This is a genomic window from Erythrobacter tepidarius (genome assembly GCF_002155695.1).
Taxonomy (GTDB): Bacteria; Pseudomonadota; Alphaproteobacteria; order Sphingomonadales; family Sphingomonadaceae; genus Erythrobacter; species Erythrobacter tepidarius.
The window spans coordinates 14,643-30,204 of sequence record NZ_MUYJ01000019.1 but is presented as its reverse complement, the minus strand read 5'-3'; the positions used below and the strand labels follow the sequence as shown (position 1 = coordinate 30,204).

At 69.5% G+C, this 15,562-nt stretch carries 21 protein-coding genes; 5 read left to right on the top strand and 16 right to left on the bottom strand.

The features are described 5' to 3' along the window. Positions 1 to 446: phage tail tube protein (locus tag BZF61_RS14910; protein ID WP_245804670.1), on the bottom strand; the 446-nt coding region annotated here is incomplete at its 3' end. Between the two features lie 156 nt (positions 447 to 602). Between BZF61_RS14910 and BZF61_RS14905 the strand changes: the two genes are divergently transcribed. The 3 genes from BZF61_RS14905 to BZF61_RS14895 are packed head-to-tail and all read left to right on the top strand — an operon-like array spanning position 603 to position 1,813. Then, positions 603 to 851, top strand: a complete 249-nt coding sequence (locus tag BZF61_RS14905; protein WP_051221149.1) for a hypothetical protein — start codon at positions 603 to 605, stop codon at positions 849 to 851. Further along, the gene (locus BZF61_RS14900; protein WP_211219334.1) at positions 848 to 1,558 is read left to right on the top strand and encodes a DUF3489 domain-containing protein; all 711 of its coding nucleotides are present in this window, start codon (positions 848 to 850) and stop codon (positions 1,556 to 1,558) included. Before BZF61_RS14905 ends, BZF61_RS14900 begins: the two co-directional genes overlap by 4 nt. Positions 1,559 to 1,561: 3 nt before the next feature. Beyond that, positions 1,562 to 1,813: a hypothetical protein gene (locus BZF61_RS14895; protein WP_027443742.1), complete on the top strand. Its 252-nt coding sequence runs from the start codon at positions 1,562 to 1,564 to the stop codon at positions 1,811 to 1,813. Between the two features lie 95 nt (positions 1,814 to 1,908). On the opposite strand, the gene BZF61_RS14890 is transcribed toward BZF61_RS14895, so the two are convergent. The 13 genes from BZF61_RS14890 to BZF61_RS15930 form a co-directional block, all read right to left on the bottom strand. Continuing rightward, a complete protein-coding gene (locus tag BZF61_RS14890; RefSeq protein WP_211219364.1) occupies positions 1,909 to 2,340 on the bottom strand; it encodes a hypothetical protein in 432 nt (143 codons plus the stop codon). 9 nt (positions 2,341 to 2,349) lie between these two features. Beyond that, positions 2,350 to 2,991, bottom strand: a complete 642-nt coding sequence (locus BZF61_RS14885) for a DUF6441 family protein (RefSeq protein ID WP_086620085.1) — start codon at positions 2,989 to 2,991, stop codon at positions 2,350 to 2,352. Then, positions 2,988 to 3,302, bottom strand: a complete 315-nt coding sequence (locus tag BZF61_RS14880; protein WP_027443908.1) for a head-tail joining protein — start codon at positions 3,300 to 3,302, stop codon at positions 2,988 to 2,990. The genes BZF61_RS14885 and BZF61_RS14880 overlap by 4 nt, the downstream gene beginning before the upstream one ends. Next, on the bottom strand, positions 3,302 to 3,637 hold the full coding sequence (locus BZF61_RS14875; RefSeq protein ID WP_027443909.1) for a DUF2190 family protein: 336 nt from the start codon (positions 3,635 to 3,637) through the stop codon (positions 3,302 to 3,304). Before BZF61_RS14875 ends, BZF61_RS14880 begins: the two co-directional genes overlap by 1 nt. A gap of 85 nt (positions 3,638 to 3,722) precedes the next feature. Continuing rightward, positions 3,723 to 5,762 carry a prohead protease/major capsid protein fusion protein gene (locus BZF61_RS14870; protein ID WP_027443910.1) on the bottom strand — a complete coding sequence of 680 codons (2,040 nt, stop codon included), beginning with the start codon at positions 5,760 to 5,762 and terminating at the stop codon, positions 3,723 to 3,725. Between the two features lie 6 nt (positions 5,763 to 5,768). Continuing rightward, positions 5,769 to 7,262 (bottom strand): phage portal protein, encoded by a 1,494-nt coding sequence (locus BZF61_RS14865; protein WP_027443911.1) that lies wholly within the window; start codon positions 7,260 to 7,262, stop codon positions 5,769 to 5,771. Beyond that, complete coding sequence (locus BZF61_RS14860) at positions 7,262 to 7,471, bottom strand: phage head-tail joining protein (RefSeq protein WP_027443912.1); 210 nt, start codon at positions 7,469 to 7,471, stop codon at positions 7,262 to 7,264. Before BZF61_RS14860 ends, BZF61_RS14865 begins: the two co-directional genes overlap by 1 nt. A gap of 1 nt (position 7,472) precedes the next feature. Then, positions 7,473 to 9,482, bottom strand: coding sequence for a phage terminase large subunit family protein (locus BZF61_RS14855; RefSeq protein ID WP_086620084.1), 2,010 nt, complete (start codon positions 9,480 to 9,482; stop codon positions 7,473 to 7,475). Further along, positions 9,427 to 10,044, bottom strand: a complete 618-nt coding sequence (locus tag BZF61_RS14850) for a hypothetical protein (RefSeq protein WP_086620083.1) — start codon at positions 10,042 to 10,044, stop codon at positions 9,427 to 9,429. The genes BZF61_RS14855 and BZF61_RS14850 overlap by 56 nt, the downstream gene beginning before the upstream one ends. Next, on the bottom strand, positions 10,041 to 10,289 hold the full coding sequence (locus BZF61_RS14845) for a DUF7220 family protein (protein WP_086620082.1): 249 nt from the start codon (positions 10,287 to 10,289) through the stop codon (positions 10,041 to 10,043). The genes BZF61_RS14850 and BZF61_RS14845 overlap by 4 nt, the downstream gene beginning before the upstream one ends. Further along, the gene (locus BZF61_RS14840; protein WP_027443849.1) at positions 10,286 to 10,726 is read right to left on the bottom strand and encodes a hypothetical protein; all 441 of its coding nucleotides are present in this window, start codon (positions 10,724 to 10,726) and stop codon (positions 10,286 to 10,288) included. Before BZF61_RS14840 ends, BZF61_RS14845 begins: the two co-directional genes overlap by 4 nt. Positions 10,727 to 10,730: 4 nt before the next feature. After that, entirely contained in the window at positions 10,731 to 11,648 is a 918-nt protein-coding gene (locus BZF61_RS14835) for a DNA-methyltransferase (RefSeq protein WP_211276795.1), read from the bottom strand. 9 nt (positions 11,649 to 11,657) lie between these two features. After that, positions 11,658 to 12,266, bottom strand: coding sequence for a ParB/Srx family N-terminal domain-containing protein (locus BZF61_RS15930; RefSeq protein WP_211276794.1), 609 nt, complete (start codon positions 12,264 to 12,266; stop codon positions 11,658 to 11,660). Positions 12,267 to 12,696: 430 nt separating this feature from the next. On the opposite strand from BZF61_RS15930, the gene BZF61_RS14830 reads away from it, so the two are divergent. Beyond that, complete coding sequence (locus tag BZF61_RS14830) at positions 12,697 to 13,116, top strand: helix-turn-helix transcriptional regulator (RefSeq protein ID WP_245804669.1); 420 nt, start codon at positions 12,697 to 12,699, stop codon at positions 13,114 to 13,116. Next, positions 13,113 to 14,390, top strand: coding sequence for a type II toxin-antitoxin system HipA family toxin (locus BZF61_RS14825; protein WP_086620121.1), 1,278 nt, complete (start codon positions 13,113 to 13,115; stop codon positions 14,388 to 14,390). Before BZF61_RS14830 ends, BZF61_RS14825 begins: the two co-directional genes overlap by 4 nt. 29 nt (positions 14,391 to 14,419) lie before the next feature. Here BZF61_RS14825 and BZF61_RS14820 read toward each other — a convergent pair whose 3' ends face one another. Together BZF61_RS14820 and BZF61_RS14815 are read right to left on the bottom strand one after the other, a co-directional pair. Beyond that, a complete protein-coding gene (locus tag BZF61_RS14820) occupies positions 14,420 to 14,842 on the bottom strand; it encodes a DUF6362 family protein (protein WP_211276800.1) in 423 nt (140 codons plus the stop codon). A 14-nt stretch (positions 14,843 to 14,856) separates the two neighbouring features. After that, positions 14,857 to 15,552 carry a crossover junction endodeoxyribonuclease RuvC gene (locus tag BZF61_RS14815; protein WP_245804668.1) on the bottom strand — a complete coding sequence of 232 codons (696 nt, stop codon included), beginning with the start codon at positions 15,550 to 15,552 and terminating at the stop codon, positions 14,857 to 14,859. Between the last annotated feature and the right edge of the window lie 10 nt (positions 15,553 to 15,562).

The window sequence follows — 15,562 nt, the reverse complement described above, 5'->3', positions numbered from 1 at the left end:
TTGGTGACCAGCTGGTCGATGGTCTGGGTCACGGTCGCCTGGATCTGGGTCTGCAGCGCCCCCGGCGTGCCGGTGACGAAGGTCCAGACCACGCCGTTCAGCGTGATCGTCTGCCCGGCGGCGGGATTGGCGGCGAAGGTGATCGATCCGCTTGCCGCCACGCTGCTCGTCGTCGGCAGGCCGAACAGGGCGGTGAGCCAGTAGCCTGTGCCGCGCAGGTCGAGCGGCACGTCGATCTGGCCCTCGTCGGTGACGAGGCCGCGATAGGGATCCTGCGCATTGCGCCCGCGCCCGAGCAGCGGATCGGCGGCGAGCGGTTGCGTGGCGGCAAGGTCGGTCGAGCGGAAGTCGAGGCTGCGCCAGCCGCTCGACGGCATCACGCCATAGCTCGTCTCGCGGGCGATCTTGAGCGTCGCATCCGCGCCATAGGCACGCAGTTTGGGCATGGGTCATCTCCGATGGGGATGGGGGACGGGAAGGCCCGCGCGAGCCACCCGCGCGGGGCAGGATTATTGTTTCAGATCATGTGCTTAATCGCTTGATAAGCAGGGCGGACAGAGCGAACACGCTTCTACCGGATGCATCGCCAACGGAGGAAGCAGATGACCCTGACCACCACCGCCCGCCACGAGGCCCGCGCCGAGAAGGCCCGCCGCAACAGCAAGGCAGCGCTCGAAGCCTTCATGGCCAACAAGCTCGAAATCGACAGGCTGCTCGAACGTCTGCAGGCGCTGAGCGAGGATCATTTCCACGCCGAACCCGACAGCGTGCACTGGGGCCATGTCGGCAGCCTTGCCCATGTCCGCGACCAGCTGCGCGAGATCGCCCGCTTCCTTGGGATCGAGGCATGACCATGACACAGAGCAGTCCCATGCCGGTTTCCGACACCCAGCGTATGGTCCTGAGCGCCGCCGCCCAGCGCGCGGATGGCAATGTCCTGCCGCTTCCCGGATCGCTGCGCGGACCCAATGCCCGGCGGGTCGTTGCCGCCCTGCTGCGGCGCGGGCTCATCGCCGAGACCGTGACCCGCAGCTGGACCAAGGCCAGCGCCAAGCACAACACTTTCTGGCGCAATGACGAGGACGGCCGCGCCACCCTGCTTCACATCACGCCCGCAGGCCTTGCCGCCGTCGGCAGCGCCGGGGGAGCCAAGGCTGCAGCCCCGCAAGGATCTGGCGCTGCGCACGAGGAGTCCCAATGCCCGCACTGCAACGGCGCAGGCCGCAGGCTCCATCTGGCTGGCACCGAGCTTGCACACACCACGCGCTGCCACATCTGCGATCCTGAGCCCGAACCACCCGCTTCGCAGGAGGCTGTCGCCACGCCTGCCCCGCCGCCGCGCCGCCAGCGCGACGGCACCAAGCAGGCCGCGCTCATCGCCATGCTGCAGGCACCCGAGGGCGCCAGCGTGGCCGAGATCGCAGCAGCACTCGGATGGCAGAGGCACACGGTGCGCGCCGCGCTCTCGCATGGGCTCAAGCGCCGCTTGGGCCTTGGCGTGGCCTCGCACCGGGACGAGACCCGCGGGCGGGTCTATCGCTTGCAAGCGGAAGGCTGAGCCATGGCCAAGGCCACGCTCCACGACCGTCTGGTCGCCGCTCTCCTCGCCTCGGGCGAGCGCCTCGTCCCCGATGCCGCCACGCAGCGCTACACTGTGCTTACCTGCAGCCATCCCAAGGCGCCGCAGGGCTGGCACTACTACGTCGGGCGCGCCGGGGCCTTGCGCGTCGGCCCATCCGCCAGCGCCAGCCGCGCGGTGAGCGAGACGCTGAAGGACACACTGCTCGGGATCGCCCGCCTGAAGCAGGCGTGACGACTCCGCAGTCGCAGCTTGATGATCCGCCGCCTCCGTCCGGGCGGCGGCTCCCGTTCGGGCCCATTGCCGGCCCATCCTGATCCCATCGCATCTCACCCCGCGAGCGGATCGCTGACCAGATACTCGGCGGTCAGCACGAGCCGCGCGGTGAGCAGCGGGACTGCGCCCTCGATGGCCAGCACCCCGATCTCCGGCGCGGCCGGAGTGAGGGTCTCGGCAAGGCCGCCGAGCGTCTCGTCGGCGCGGAGTGCCGCACCGATCGCGCCGAGCAGCCCATCGAGCGCCGCCTCACCGCCGCCAGCATTCCCCTGCGGCACGAACAGCTCGAGCTCGATGCGGTGGCGATACCATTCGCGGCGCGGGTTCAGCGTCACCTCGGGCTCGCCCGGCTCGCCGTCGCGCAGGATGACGAGCCCGTCAGCCGGCACCTTCTCGGGCAGGGCCGCATTGCGCCGCACCGGCGCCGCGAGTGCAGCGCCGAGCTGCGCGGCGAGCGCTGCCAGAATGGCCTCACGCGTCGACATCACCGATCCTCACCTCCAGCGTCCCACCACCCGGTCCTCGAGCCGGCCGATCCAGCGCTCGGCCGCGCCTTCGACATCGAGGCGCTTGCGAAGCCGCACCTGCGGCACCAGCACGAAGAGCACCACGCTCACGAGGCCGCGCCCGGTCCTGAGCGCCGTGGCGCTCGCCCGGGCATAGCCGCCGCGCCGGCCGCTGCGCGCGCGCAGGTTCTCGGCGACCAGCAGGGCTGGCCGGCCCGCTCGTCCCGGCACGAGGCGTAAAGGCGTGCCCATGCGCTGCTCCCACAGCTGCGGCGTGAGCCGCCGGTCACCGGCGCGCATGGAGAGCGCCGCCTCGGTCGGGATGGCAAGGAAGGTGCCGCCACGCGCGCGAATCAGTGCGCCCTCGGCATGGCCGCGGATGATCGCCGGCGCCTTCGACCAGACCAGTCCCGCCGCCCCGAGGCTCGCCTCGCCGCTCGGCCAGACCTGCGAGCGCCAGGTGCGGGAAAGGCGCGCTCCCAGCCCCGCGCCGGTCACCTGCGCGCGCAGCTCGCCCTTGAGCCCGGCGGTCGCCTCGGTGACAGCCCCGCTCACCGCCTGCTCGGCCGCAGCCACCTCTTCGGCCATGATCTGCCTGAGATCGCCGATGGTGGTGAGCGCGAGCCTCATGAGGGGGCCAGCTCCGCCGTCCAGACGAGGCGCTCGGCATCGCCCAGCGGCTCGCCCTGGACGATCCAGTCCTGGCCTGCGACCGCGATGACATCGCCTGGTTCCAGCACTGGCACCTCGGCCATGCGCAGATCGGCGAGCGCGGTTGCGGCGTGAAGGCGGGTCTCGCCCCAGTCGGCCACCCGGTCCGGCCGGCGCAGCACCACGCGCACCGGAACCGGCGGGCCGCTGCCGCCAGCACGCCAGAGACCATCGCGGGCAAGGTTGGGGTCAGCGAACAGCACATCGAGCGCGGCGGCAAAGGCGCTCATCAGAAGCTGCCGTTGAGCCGCACCCGGCCGACGACATCCTCGGCCCCGCCGGCAACCGCCTCGGTGGCAACGCCGATGAGCGTGTTGCCCGAAGCCGTGGTGGTGCAGCGCCGGTTGGTGTTGTCCCAATAGACCCTGGCGCCCACGCTCCAGGCCTGGCTCGGCGCCTTGGCCAGATCGAAGACGCCGACGAGCGCGGCCTCGACATTGTCACCGGATTGCGCAGCACCGCTGGCGACGCCGAAGATCGCGCCCACCAGCAGGCCGTCGCCGGGGGCAAGGGCATGGGGTGCGGCAAGGGTGATGGTCTTGCCGGGCTGGACGTAGTTTTTCATGGGGAAGATCCTCCTGGAAAGACGAAGGGCGGCCCGTCAGGACCGCCCATCTCGTAGGGGTTCAGGTGTCAAAGACGGGACCGGATCAGGCGCCGGGGTTCCTGTAGAGGCCGCGCCAGTCGATCGCCTTGGCGCCGAAGTCGAGCCGGCACTTGATCTCGACCCCGTCGACATCGAACCCGTTGCGGGTCTCGATGTAGGCCCCCTGCTGGCCCTCGAGATAGGCATATTCGATGGTGTCGATCTGGGCGGGCGAGGCGGCGAGATACCAGGCGGTCTCGCTCGCGGCATCGAGCCGCGGCTCGGCGATCGGCACCAGCGTGCGGATCGAGGCCGGCACGACATTGCCGCTGGAGGCCGGCACGAGGTTCTGCGCCAGCAGCTGCTCGGCCTTGAGTTCCAGCGCGGCGGGCACGATCAGGAAGGCCGGGCGGATGTTGAGCACGGTCTTCTTGTCGAGCCCGGTCTGCCTCGCCATGGCCGCGCGCGCCGCCCCGAGGCTCGTGACATCGAGCGCCGTGCCGGTGGCGGCAAGGTTCCTGTGGCTCGCATGGAACAGCGCCTGCCCGTCGGCCATGGCGGGGTTGGAGGTGATGATCGACCAGACGACATCGCTTTCGAGCTGGGCGATGGCATTGCCATACATCGCCGGGATCCGGGTGAAGGCGTCGAGATCGTCGTTGATCAGCACCTGACGGGTGATCGCCACCACCCGGCCATAGGTCTTCACGCGATAGCTCTCCTTGCTCTCCCCGAGCGTGCCGCGCTTGAACTCGCCGCTCTCGGCCACTTCCAGAAGCTGCGGCGCCTCGCCCAGTTGCACCCGGTGCATGGCCTTGAAGTCAGTGGCCAGCACCTGGCGGCAGAAGGCGGTGAAGGTGCGCGGGGCAGCCTCATAGGCCTGGCGCAGGGTGCGGTTGGTGACGGCCGCGAGGATCTCGGGGAAGTCCGAGGTCGCATGCAGCGCGCGGGTCGCCACCTCGTCGCGCGAGAGCCCGCGCGTGCTGGTGCCGGCCAGCTCGAGGCTCTCGCGCGCGAGTTCCATGAGCGTCATGCCGCGATAGGACCGCGCGGCATCCTCGAGCGGGAACAGGCCCGGGCTGTAGCGGTGGAGCAGGGCATTGGTCACCGCCTCGCGGCGGGTGACCCGCTCGTCGCGCCCGCCGAGCGGGATCGCGACATGGGGGAAGCTGCGGGTCTCCTCGGCCTTGGCAGCAAGCTCGTCGAGGATCAGCTGCCGCGCTTCCTCGAGCGGGGTGCCGCGCCGGACCAGATCCTCGGCGAAGCCGCGCTCGAGCCTGAGGCGGCTTGCCAGATCGTGGATCGCGGCGACCCGCGCGCGTTCCTCCTCGCGGGCCCGGCGCGCGATCGCCTCGGCATCGGACGGCAAGCCGGCATCGGCCTCGCGCAGCGGCGTGGGAATGGGGGCAACAGCGGGGGCGCCATCGGAAGCGACGGCGCTGGCAGCCGCGCGGGTTTCCTCGCACGGGGCGCTGGCGGCCGCATCGGCGGCGGACGGATCGGGGACGGGGTCGTGCATGGTCAGCTCTCCTTCGGGGCTTGGGCGTGCGTCCCGCCGGACGAGGACGCAGGGGGAATGGGGGACCGGGCTGCTGCGGAAGCCGGCCTGCGGGTCGGCGCCCACCGGCACGGCCGAGATCTCGAAGGGGGTCCAGTCGATCGCGCGCCACAGCTCGCGCCCGTTCTCCGGCCGGCTCACCTGGTAACGGTGGACCTGGTAGCCGATCGAGACCGCGCGGATGTGCCCGGCCTCGATGTCGCGCCAGATCGGCTCCACCTCCGCGCGCTCGGAGAAGCGGATCAGCGCAAGCCCGCGCCCCTGCTCGATCCGCGCCGAGCCGGGCACCACCGAGCCGATGATCGCATCGAGGCTGTCGGTCTCGTGCACCTTGAGGAACGGCGCGCCCGCATTCAGCCGCTCGAGCCGGACATGGGCGGGATCGAGGCTCAGCTCCTCGTCATAGGGCGCATCGAACCAGCGCTGGCGCAGCACCCGTGCACCGGTCGACCAGACCACCTCGACGGTGCGGGCGGCAGGGTCGATGGTATGGGGCGCAAGCTCGCCCGCCCGGCGCAGCGCCGGAAGCTCGATCGTCGTCTCCATTGCCTGTCACTCCTGTTCGCTGTCGGTGGCGAGCGGATCGCTGCCCTGCACCCCGCCAGTGCGGCTCACCCGCCTCGGATCGCTGTCGAGCACGAGGCCGAGCGCATCGAGCCGGGCATTGGTGGCGGCGATCTCGGCCAGCACCGCCTCGGGATTGCGCCCGGCACGCGCGATCGCCTCGGCCAGCGTCATCGTGCCCGAGCGGATGGCGATGAGGTTGGCCATGGCATCCTTGTAGGGATCGACCGCCTCGAAGCGCGGCGGCGACCACTCGACCGGAACCTCGGGCACAGGGATTGCCCCTGCCGCCCAGGCGCCTTGCGTGAACCAGCGCCAGACGGGCAGGCAGAACATCGGGATGAACAGCTGCCACTGCACCGCATCGATCATCCGGCGGAACTCGACGAGGCCGGCGCGGATCGAGGAGTAGTTGACCTGGGAGAGATCCCCGGTCAGCAGCTCGTAGGGCACCCGGAACCCGGCCGCGATGGTGTGCAGGCTCGCGCGGCGGTACTCGGCATAGCCGCCGGTCGCGGCAGGCTGGTTGAAGCGGATGTCCTTGCCGCCGCGGGCATAGGCGATCAGCCCCGGCTCGAACTGCTCGACCCGGTTGCCGTCGGCATCGACCACCGCCGGGGCAATGCCCTGCTGCGTCTCGTCGTCGCCGACGACGATCGCGGTGACGCAGGCCTCGGTCTTCTTCCTCACGATCTCGGCGACCTCGTAGTCGTCGAGATCGCGCAGGACCCGGATCACCGGCGCGCCCCAGGGCACGCCGCGCACCTGCGTGCGCTGCTTCTCGTAGACATGGGCGATGTCTTCGGCCGGCACCGGACGGCTGCCCTGCCGCAGCGTGGCCAGAGGCCCGCCGTCGCCGGGATGCTCGGCATGGAGCCAGTAGGCCCGGCGGCGCCCCAGCGCATCGAACTCGACCCCCTGGACGATCCGCCCCGCGCCGGAAGCGCCATGGCGGGAGCCATCGAGCAGGTCGGCCTCGATCATCTGCAGCTGCAGCGGCACGGCCAGACCATCCCCGGCGCGGCGCGGACGGCGCCGCACCAGCACCTCGCCGGCCTCGACCATCTCGCGGCAGACCAGCGTCTGCAGGCCGTAGAAGTCGAGCTGGCCATCGGCGTCGCACTCGGCCGACCAGCGCTCGAACAGGGCATCGACCCGGCGGTCGAGGGCCGCATCGCCGCTCGCAGAGCGCGGCATGATGCCCGCGCCTACGATATTGTTGACCAGCACCGCCACCGCCTTGGCGGCATGGGGATTGTTGCGCACCAGATCGCGCATGCGGTCGCGCAGGAGCGGCCCGGCCGCGCCGATCTCGGCATCGGCCGAACTGCCGGTCGCGCGCCAGCCCTCGGTGCGCCGCCCGCGCGCCGCCCCGTCATAGCCGCGCGCAAGGCTCGCGAAGGCCTCGCGCGCCAGCACCCGGCGCGCGGCCATGCGCGGCGCGATCCAGCCCAGCGCCCGGTCGAACCAGCCCAGCGCCATCAGCGATCCCCGCGCGAGAACCCGGCAAGGCCGGCAAGCGGCAACGGCCGCGAGGCGCTGGCGAGCGCCTGCTCGAGCGTGCGGATCCGCGCCAGCAGATCGGCGGCCGAGCCGTATTCGACGGTTCTGCCGTCATAGCTCACGCGGGTCGTGCCGCTGGCGTAGGCGCGGCGCAGGGCCGCCAGTTCCGTCTCGCTCCACGCGCTCATCTCACAACCACCCTTCTCTTCGCCCGAGCCAGTCGGAGCGGCGCTTGCCTTCAGGCGCCCGTCCCGGCCGATGGATCTGCCCGGCAGGATCGCTTGCGCCGGGCGCCACCTGAAGCTGCGCCTCGAGATCGCGCCACTTGTCCTCGCCCCAGCGATCAGCGCCCGCGATCCAGGCCGCCGCTCTGGCATAGACCCGGCAGTCGAGCGCCTCGTTGCGCTCGCGCATTTTCTGCCACTCAAGCCGCGCAAATCCTCTGCGGTTGCGCACCGTTACCAGCTGTTCGGCGGTGAGCTGGCGCAGCCACTCGCTCTCGATCCATTGCGGCAGATGTATCGTGCCGGGCGGGAACGCTGCACCCGCGGCAATCTCTTCATCCGTCGGCCTCGCAAGGCGCAGGAAGCGGTAGGTCTCGGTCTTGAAGGTCGAGACCGCCACGGTCCACAGCCGCGCGCCGCGGCGCAGCCTTCTGCCGCTCTCGGTCACGTCCACATAGGTCGGACCCGAGACCGGGCTTGACCGGTTGAACCCCTCCACGCCCTTGATCGGTGCAACCTGGGCAAAGCCTACGCTGCGCGCCCAGGCATGGACCGCCTGGGTCTCGTAGCCGGTGTCGATGGCGAGGCGCGCGATCCGCAAGTGTGCACCACCTGCGTGTCGCCAGCTGCGGTCGAGCAGGGCAGAGAGCTGCGCCCAGGCATCCTGCCGGTCCGGCCCGCCCTCGATCACCAGGTGATCGACGAGCCAGCTTTCCAGCCCGCGCCCCCAGGCCCAGACATCGACCTCGATGCGGTCCTTCTGCACGTCGGCCCCGGCGGTGATGAACAGCCCGCCCGCCGGCACCGTGCCCGGCGTCCACGGCTCGCGCCGATCGTAGAGCCGCTGCCAGTCGGGCGCGTCGCCGGTCTCGACCCAGCTCTCGCCCAGCACCGTGTTGACGAAGGCGCGCATGGCCTCGTCCGAGCCTTGGGCCGCCTCGTGCGCCCGGGCGATGCGCGCCCAGCTCATCCAGCCCACCGGCGAATAGAGCGCCGAGATGTGATAGCCGACCGTGGCCGGATCGGCAGCTTCCGCCGTCGCCCGCCACTCGCCTGCTTCCAGCATCGCCGTCTTGTGGTGCTCACCGATCGGCGCCTCGCAGGCCTCGCAATGATACTCTGCCGTCTCCGGCTTGCCCTTGCTCCAGCGCAGCCGCTCAAACTTGAGCCATTGCATCGCCCCGCAATGAGGGCACGGCACGAAGTAGCGCCGCTGGTCGCTGCTCTCGAACTCGCGCTCGATGCGGCTCACACCGCGGATCGTCGGCGTCGAGACCAGCAGCACCTTGCGCCGGTGCGCGAAGGTCAGCGAGCGCGCCTCGGCGAGGCTCACCGGGTCGCCCTCCTCGTCGGCCGAGGCGGGATAGGCATCGACCTCGTCGAGGAAGATATAGCGCGCCGGGGTCGAGCGCAGGCCGACGGCCGAGTTGGCCCCGGTCATGATCAGGATGCCGCCGGCGAACTCCTTCGACAGCATGGTGTTGCCGGCATCGCGGGATCGGGCGGGTCTGACCCGCTCCCGCAAGGGCGGACTCTCGGCGATCAGCGGCTCGATCCGCTGCCGCGAGTTGCGCTTGGCCAGTTCCACCGTGGGCTGGACCGCCAGCATCGGCCCCGGCGCCTGGTGGATGACATAGCCGATCCAGTTGTTGCCGGCCTCGGTCGCGCCCACCTGTGCGGCCTTCATGAACACCACCCGCTGCGCCGGATCGTGCGGGCTCAGCCGGTCCATGATCTCGCGCATGTAGGGCGTGCGCGCCGTGCGGTAGCGGCCCGGTTCGGCTGAGGCGCGGCCCGAGAGCACCCGGTGGCGGTCGGCCCATTGCGAGACACTCAGCCGCGCATCGGGCGCCAGTCCCCGCGCCCAGGCACGCCGAAGCGCCCCGGCGCCGGGAAAGTCCTCGTTCCCGCCCGAAGCCTCAGGTGAAGTCGGGCGCGCGCGGTGCGGCGAGCTCCTCGAGGTGGCTGCGGACATGGTCCTCCAGGATCTTCTGCATCGCCGCCACCTCCACGATCACTTCGCGGCCTGCCGCCTCGCTGCATGAGGCCGAAAGCTCCGACGCCATCAGCGCCGCCACCCGCGCCGGCCAGGTGATCCACGCCTCGCGCTCTTCGCGCGCCATGCGGAACACCAGCGCCGCGGCCCGGTCGCGCTCGACCAGCTCGCCCTTGAGCTTCTGCAACCGCAGGCGGCGCTCCTGTGCTTTCAGCACCTCGTTCGCGGTCCGGGCCTGCAGGAAGGTCGTGCCCCCCGAGCCGCTGGTGCTGGCCAGCCCCTGTTCGCGCAGGGTCTCGCCCACCGCCGCCACGGCCGCCTCGGGCACTGGCCTGGCGCCCTCGGTCCCTCTCGAGGAACTGGCCGCGCGCCGCGATTTGGCAGGATCGGTGAACTGGCTGCGCCTGGCATCAGACGCGGCGGCATCGATCGAGCCGTCGGCATGCAGCACCAGCCGCCCGGCCGCGCGCGCCTTCTGCACCGCGCCGCGCGAGATACCGGCATGGGCCGCATATTGCCGCTCGCTCATGCCCTTCGTCATGGTCCGACCTGGTCACCTCCCGTCAGCGCCTGGCGCGCGCGCAGATGCTCGAACAGCCGCCGCAGCCCATAGGAGCGCACCACGCTCACCAGCGTGAACACCGCGCCCATCATCAGGTTGGCAGCAAGCGTCGTGTGCAGGCCGAACAGCGGGAAGACCACAAGCTGCGTCACCACCGCCACGCCATAACCCACCACCACATTGGCCAGCGACTCCATCAGCGACATCACGCGGGACTGCTTCATGGCCGCTCTCTCTGCCCGATCCGCGCCAGCGCGGCCCGATATGCACCGGCCACGTCGACGATCAGGCAGGTCTTCGGACGGCGGCACACGATGGCGGGCAGACCAGCGTCATCACTCAGCCAGACCGTCTCGGCGAAGTCGCTGCTCTCATCCCATCGTGCCAGGACGAGGAACAGCGCCATGTCTTGGTGCACACAACCGCGCTGCTCCAGCAGGCCGCGCAGCTCGGCGACCAGACGCCCTGCCTCATGCGGCTCCAGCGACAGGGCACACAGCTCGGCCATCACGGCAAGACAGGCCAGATCGCACCAGTCGAACAGCCGCCGCTGGCCCGGCCTGACCGCCTGTGACGGCCGATAATGGCCCCGCGTGATCCACTGGCCCAACTGCCACGTGCCCAGCCCGCAGGCCTCGCACATCTCCCGGACGGTCCACATGGCCCTACCGCGCCCGCCTGCGCCTGGGTCTCGCTTCGGACACTGCCTCGCCAGCTTCGGCCTCGGTGCCGTCCGCGGGAGGCGGCTGCGCGCCCTTCAGCCGCTCGGCCTTCACCTGCGCGAAGGTGCGGCCGTCGCCCTCAAGGATGGCGGCGCGGCCCGTGGCGGCCTGCCAGCGCTCGACCGCCACATCGACATAGGCCGGGCTGATCTCCATGGCATGAACGCGCCGGCCGTTCTCCTCGCCGGCGATGATCTGCGTGCCCGAGCCGCAGAACGGCTCGTAGCACAGGCCGCCGCGCGCCACATGCTGGCGCATCGGGATGGCGAAGGCATCCACCGGCTTGGGCGTGGGATGATCGGGCCGCTCCTCACCGGCGGGCACGGCCATCTCCCAGGTCGAGGGCAGCGTCTCCTCGGCCACCTTGGGCGGGCGGTGCGGACGGCGCCAGCCCATGAAGCAGGGCTCGTGCTTCCACAGGTAATGCGAGCGGGTGAGCACCCCGCGGTCCTTGACCCAGACGATCTGCTGGTGAACGAAGGCGCCGGCCTTCTCCCAGCATGCTTCCAGCATCGCCTGGCGGCGCGAGGCATGCCAGCAATACCAGGCGGCATCCTCGGCGATCGCCTCGGCAATGGCGGCGGCGATGAAGCCGTCGTAGAGTTCGGCGCCCTGCGCACTGTCGTCCCAGGTGACGCCATAGGACCGGCTCCAGTCCTTGTTCTGCGTGGGATGGTTGGTGCCGTCGTAATCGACCAGATAGGGCGGATCGGTGGCGAACAGGATCGCCCGCTCGCCGTTCATCAGGCGGCGGACGTCCTCATGGTTGGTGCTGTCACCGCAGAGCAACCGGTGGTGCCCGAGGATCCACAGGTCGCCCCTGCGCGAGGCCGGGTTGCGCGGCGGCTCGGGGATGGTCACCGGCGGAACCTAAGCGCCGCCATCCTCATCGCCCGCTTCGGGATCGAGCGCCAGCAGCCGGTCGAGTTCGCCATCGGCAAAGCCGGTGAGCCCCAGATCGAAGTCCTCGGCCAGCAGGTGCCTCAGTTCGCCCGCCAGCAGCGCCTCGTCCCAGGTGCCGAGTTCGGTCAGCCGGTTGTCGGCGATGCGGTAGGCGCGGCGCTGGGCCTCGGTCAGATGCGCCAGCACGATCACCGGAGCCTCGGTCAGCCCCAGCTCCATCGCGGCGAGCACCCGCCCGTGCCCGGCGATCAACTCGCCGTCCTCGGCAACCAGGCACGGCACGGTCCAGCCGAACGCGGCCATGCTGGCAGCGATCCGCGCCACCTGATCGGGCCCATGCTGCTTCGCGTTCTGGGCATAGGGCCTGAGGCGCTCGAGCGGCCACGTCTCGATGCGGTCGGGGGCAAAGGCAAGGGTCATGGGCAGAAAGGAACGATAAAGGGTCAGGAACGCGGGAGGGGCGCACCCGCGCGGGTGGCCGCTGATTGGCCAGGCTGGCTCAGCGGGCGAAGCCTCGATGCGCATGCGGCCGATGGCCAGCGTGCTCGAATGGGCGAACGGGAGGGTGGATTCCACGGTGGACTCCACGGTGGATTGCCTGTGGACTCCGGGTGGATTCCGGAATCCAGTAAGAAGCCACCCGGCAGCTCGCCCGGACTTGCGGCTATCCAGCAGAAATCACGCGGTTTTCCTGTGCCCTCCGGCAGCCGGTGGCTTCCCTCAGACGGGGGTGGCTTCCCAAAAAATCGGCCCTGTCGCTGGCGCTACGCCGCGCCTCGCCCGCCAGCATAGGATTTCCGCCAGGAAGGACCCGTGAACTCGTCTGGAAGCGGGACCAAGGCCGCGACGCGCGCGGCTCGCCCGAGCATGACCGAAATCTAAACCGATCCGGCCGTTTTCGTCTCAGCGAAAAGTGTCCGCCGGACATCTTTCTCTTTGCTTCTCAGGACTTCGCCTGCCCGCAGGGCGATCGCCATGCGGACCACGCTCGACGCCTGGCGTTCCCATGATCGGAATATATCGCCGTTCGACGACATATCGAAAAGTCGCCGATCAGAGACAATTATGCTTGTCGCCGTTCCACGACACTGCTACATTGTCGCCGTTCGACGACAAAGGTAGCCGTGACATGCACGTCCGCACTCCCCTGGACCTCGGTCTGATCATCCGGGATCGCCGGCGCAAGCTGGGCCTCAGCCAGAGCGAGCTTGCCGAGAAGGCCGGCGTCGGCCGGCAGTGGCTCGTAGCGGTCGAGCGCGGCAAGGCCCGCGCCGAGATCGGCCTGGTGCTGCGAACGTTGGCCGCGCTCGGGCTCACCCTTTCCGTCGACGGTGATGGTCGCGACCGCAAGGCCGGTAAGCATGACGACATCGCCCCGGTCGACATCGACGCCGTGGTCTCGTCATTGAAGGGGGACGGTCGATGACCGACATGCTCGTCGTCCTCGCAGATGGCCGCGTCATGGGCGAAATCCGCCGCTCGCGCGCGGGGCGTCTGACCTTTGTCTACGACGAAGGCTGGCGGACGAGCAGCAATGCCTATCCGCTTTCCCTCTCGATGCCGCTCGTGGTCGCCGAGCATGAGCATGGGCGGATCGAGCCATGGCTTTGGGGACTCCTTCCTGACAACGAGGGCATCTTGGCCCGCTGGGGGCAGCGTTTCCATGTCTCCCCGCGCAACCCCTTCGCGCTCTTGAGCGTCGTCGGTGAGGACTGTGCGGGCGCCATTCAATTGGTCGCACCGGATCGCGCGCCTGCGCTCATGGAGGCCGATCAGGGCTCCGTAACGTGGCTGTCTTCAAGCGATATAGCCGAGCGTCTGGCTCTCCTGCGTAAGGACCAATCGGCTTGGCGGGTGGCGCAGGACGCCGGACAGTTCAGCCTGGCCGGCGCCCAGCCGAAGACCGCGCTTCTCTTCGACGGCGAGCGTTGGGGCGTGCCCTTGGGGAGGATGGCCACGACGCATATCCTCAAGCCGCCGATCGACGTATTCGACGGTCACGCCGAGAATGAGCACCTGTGCCTCGCGCTGGCGCGCACGCTGGGGCTTGCCTCTGCCCGGTCGCAGGTCCTGCGCTTCGAAGACGAGGTGGCGATCGTCATCGAGCGCTATGACCGCCTGCGCAGCCCAACCGGCATCCGCCGATTGCACCAAGAGGACCTGTGCCAAGCGCTCGGCCTGCCGCCGACGAAGAAGTACCAGAACGAAGGCGGGCCCGGCGTGTCCGAGATGCTTGAGGTCATTCGAATCTACTCCGGCGAACCACAGGAAGACGCCTGGACATTCGCACGGGCTTGCATGTTCAACTGGCTGATCGGCGGCACGGACGCGCATGCGAAAAACTTTTCCATGTTGATCGGCGCCGCAGGTCGGGCCCGTCTCGCGCCCCTTTATGACGTAGCGAGCACGCTGATCTATGACTTCGACCCGCGAAAGCTGAAGCTCGCCACAAAAATCGGCGGCAAGTATCTCATCGAAGAAATCGGCCCGAGACAGTGGGAGAAGTTCGCAGCCGAAGCGCGTCTGCCGAAGCAGGAAATCATCATCGCGGCTCACGATATGGCGTTGGCCTTGCCCAGGGCCATTCACAAGGTCGCGGAGCAGGCACGCGGGGACGGGCTCGATCACCCCGTGATTGCGAGGATGGTCGACGTCCTGAGCGCGCGCGCCGAACGCTGCGCCCGGCTCCTGTCGGACTGACCGACACGCCCACAGATGCTGTGACCGTATCAAGGCCGATCAACGCAAGCCGCGCGGACCATGTCGATCACATACCGCTTCGAACGCCGCTTCGGAATATGGCGCCGGTTCAACCGCCACGCGATGACGCAGAGCGCATAGAGCCAGTGCTCGTGAGCGGCGGAGCGCTGCAGCCCGACGGTCCAGCAGATCGTCTTCCAGCGCTCGCCGAAGGCGCGCAGCCAGACGATCTTGCCGTCGATCGGATCGAGCCCCACCGTCCAGCTGAGCGTCTCCTCCATTCGGCTGATCGCGGCGGGTGACGGGATGACGCGCATCGGCTTCGGCTCCATTCCGGCCAGTTCCTCGGCGCTGCGCCGGATGGCGGGCCAGAGATTGAAATATCCCTGCCGCCGGGGTTCGGGCAGGCGCTTGAGCACGAAGGCCGCTTCTGCCAGCCGCTCCTCGACCAAGCTCGGCGTCCACCTCACTGCACACCTCCCCGGGTCGCAAGCGCCCAGAGCAGGATCGCGATCGCGTCGGCCTCGTTGTCGTCGGCGGGTTGGAAACCACGCTGGCGCATCGCGGCGAGCACGGCATCCTTGCCGGCGTTGCCCTTGCCCGTGGCGAAGCGTTTGATGGTGCCGACAGGAACGCCCTGATAGGCGACGCCCTCACGCTCGCACCAAGCGGTCAACGTCGCCAGAAAACCGCCGTAGAGGTGGGCGGCGTCAGTGCCGATATGGCGCCGGACCTCCTCGAAATAGATCGCGGCGATGGGCCCGGACAGCCGGTCGATCTCGGTCAGCCAATTCGTGAAGCGAAGGTATCGCATCCCTCCGCCGTCGAAGCGTCCCGGACGCAGCGAGACCGTGCCGCTGGTGATCAGCCCGTCAGATGTGCGCAGCGCCCAGCCCGTGCTGGTGCCCAGATCGAGCGCGAGAATGCAGCGGTCGAAAGTGCCGGCAGCCGTCAAAGGCGCCGGGGCGATATGTGGGGAGCGGTCCATGACGATCTCCTCTTCGATTGGGCGGTCGGGGCGGCACGGCTGCCTGATGAGGGCGGCACGCGCGCCCGGGCCGGGATCGCGAGGTCTGGTCAGGGTCACGTTGTCGATGCCGGAAGCGCCCGATGCTTTCTTCAATGGCTTCAGCCCCTCCGCTTGAAGGAAGTCGGGCCGCAACTCATTGAGA

What these genes read in the sequence shown, in the direction of transcription:
- BZF61_RS14905 (WP_051221149.1), top strand. Translation starts at nt 603, where the DNA reads ATGACCCTGACCACCACCGCCCGCCACGAGGCCCGCGCCGAGAAGGCC.
- BZF61_RS14900 (WP_211219334.1), top strand. Translation starts at nt 848, where the DNA reads ATGACCATGACACAGAGCAGTCCCATGCCGGTTTCCGACACCCAGCGT.
- BZF61_RS14895 (WP_027443742.1), top strand. Translation starts at nt 1,562, where the DNA reads ATGGCCAAGGCCACGCTCCACGACCGTCTGGTCGCCGCTCTCCTCGCC.
- BZF61_RS14890 (WP_211219364.1), bottom strand. Translation starts at nt 2,340, where the DNA reads ATGTCGACGCGTGAGGCCATTCTGGCAGCGCTCGCCGCGCAGCTCGGC.
- BZF61_RS14885 (WP_086620085.1), bottom strand. Translation starts at nt 2,991, where the DNA reads ATGAGGCTCGCGCTCACCACCATCGGCGATCTCAGGCAGATCATGGCC.
- BZF61_RS14880 (WP_027443908.1), bottom strand. Translation starts at nt 3,302, where the DNA reads ATGAGCGCCTTTGCCGCCGCGCTCGATGTGCTGTTCGCTGACCCCAAC.
- BZF61_RS14875 (WP_027443909.1), bottom strand. Translation starts at nt 3,637, where the DNA reads ATGAAAAACTACGTCCAGCCCGGCAAGACCATCACCCTTGCCGCACCC.
- BZF61_RS14870 (WP_027443910.1), bottom strand. Translation starts at nt 5,762, where the DNA reads ATGGAGACGACGATCGAGCTTCCGGCGCTGCGCCGGGCGGGCGAGCTT.
- BZF61_RS14865 (WP_027443911.1), bottom strand. Translation starts at nt 7,262, where the DNA reads ATGGCGCTGGGCTGGTTCGACCGGGCGCTGGGCTGGATCGCGCCGCGC.
- BZF61_RS14860 (WP_027443912.1), bottom strand. Translation starts at nt 7,471, where the DNA reads ATGAGCGCGTGGAGCGAGACGGAACTGGCGGCCCTGCGCCGCGCCTAC.
- BZF61_RS14855 (WP_086620084.1), bottom strand. Translation starts at nt 9,482, where the DNA reads ATGTCCGCAGCCACCTCGAGGAGCTCGCCGCACCGCGCGCGCCCGACT.
- BZF61_RS14850 (WP_086620083.1), bottom strand. Translation starts at nt 10,044, where the DNA reads ATGACGAAGGGCATGAGCGAGCGGCAATATGCGGCCCATGCCGGTATC.
- BZF61_RS14845 (WP_086620082.1), bottom strand. Translation starts at nt 10,289, where the DNA reads ATGAAGCAGTCCCGCGTGATGTCGCTGATGGAGTCGCTGGCCAATGTG.
- BZF61_RS14840 (WP_027443849.1), bottom strand. Translation starts at nt 10,726, where the DNA reads ATGTGGACCGTCCGGGAGATGTGCGAGGCCTGCGGGCTGGGCACGTGG.
- BZF61_RS14830 (WP_245804669.1), top strand. Translation starts at nt 12,697, where the DNA reads ATGATCGGAATATATCGCCGTTCGACGACATATCGAAAAGTCGCCGAT.
- BZF61_RS14825 (WP_086620121.1), top strand. Translation starts at nt 13,113, where the DNA reads ATGACCGACATGCTCGTCGTCCTCGCAGATGGCCGCGTCATGGGCGAA.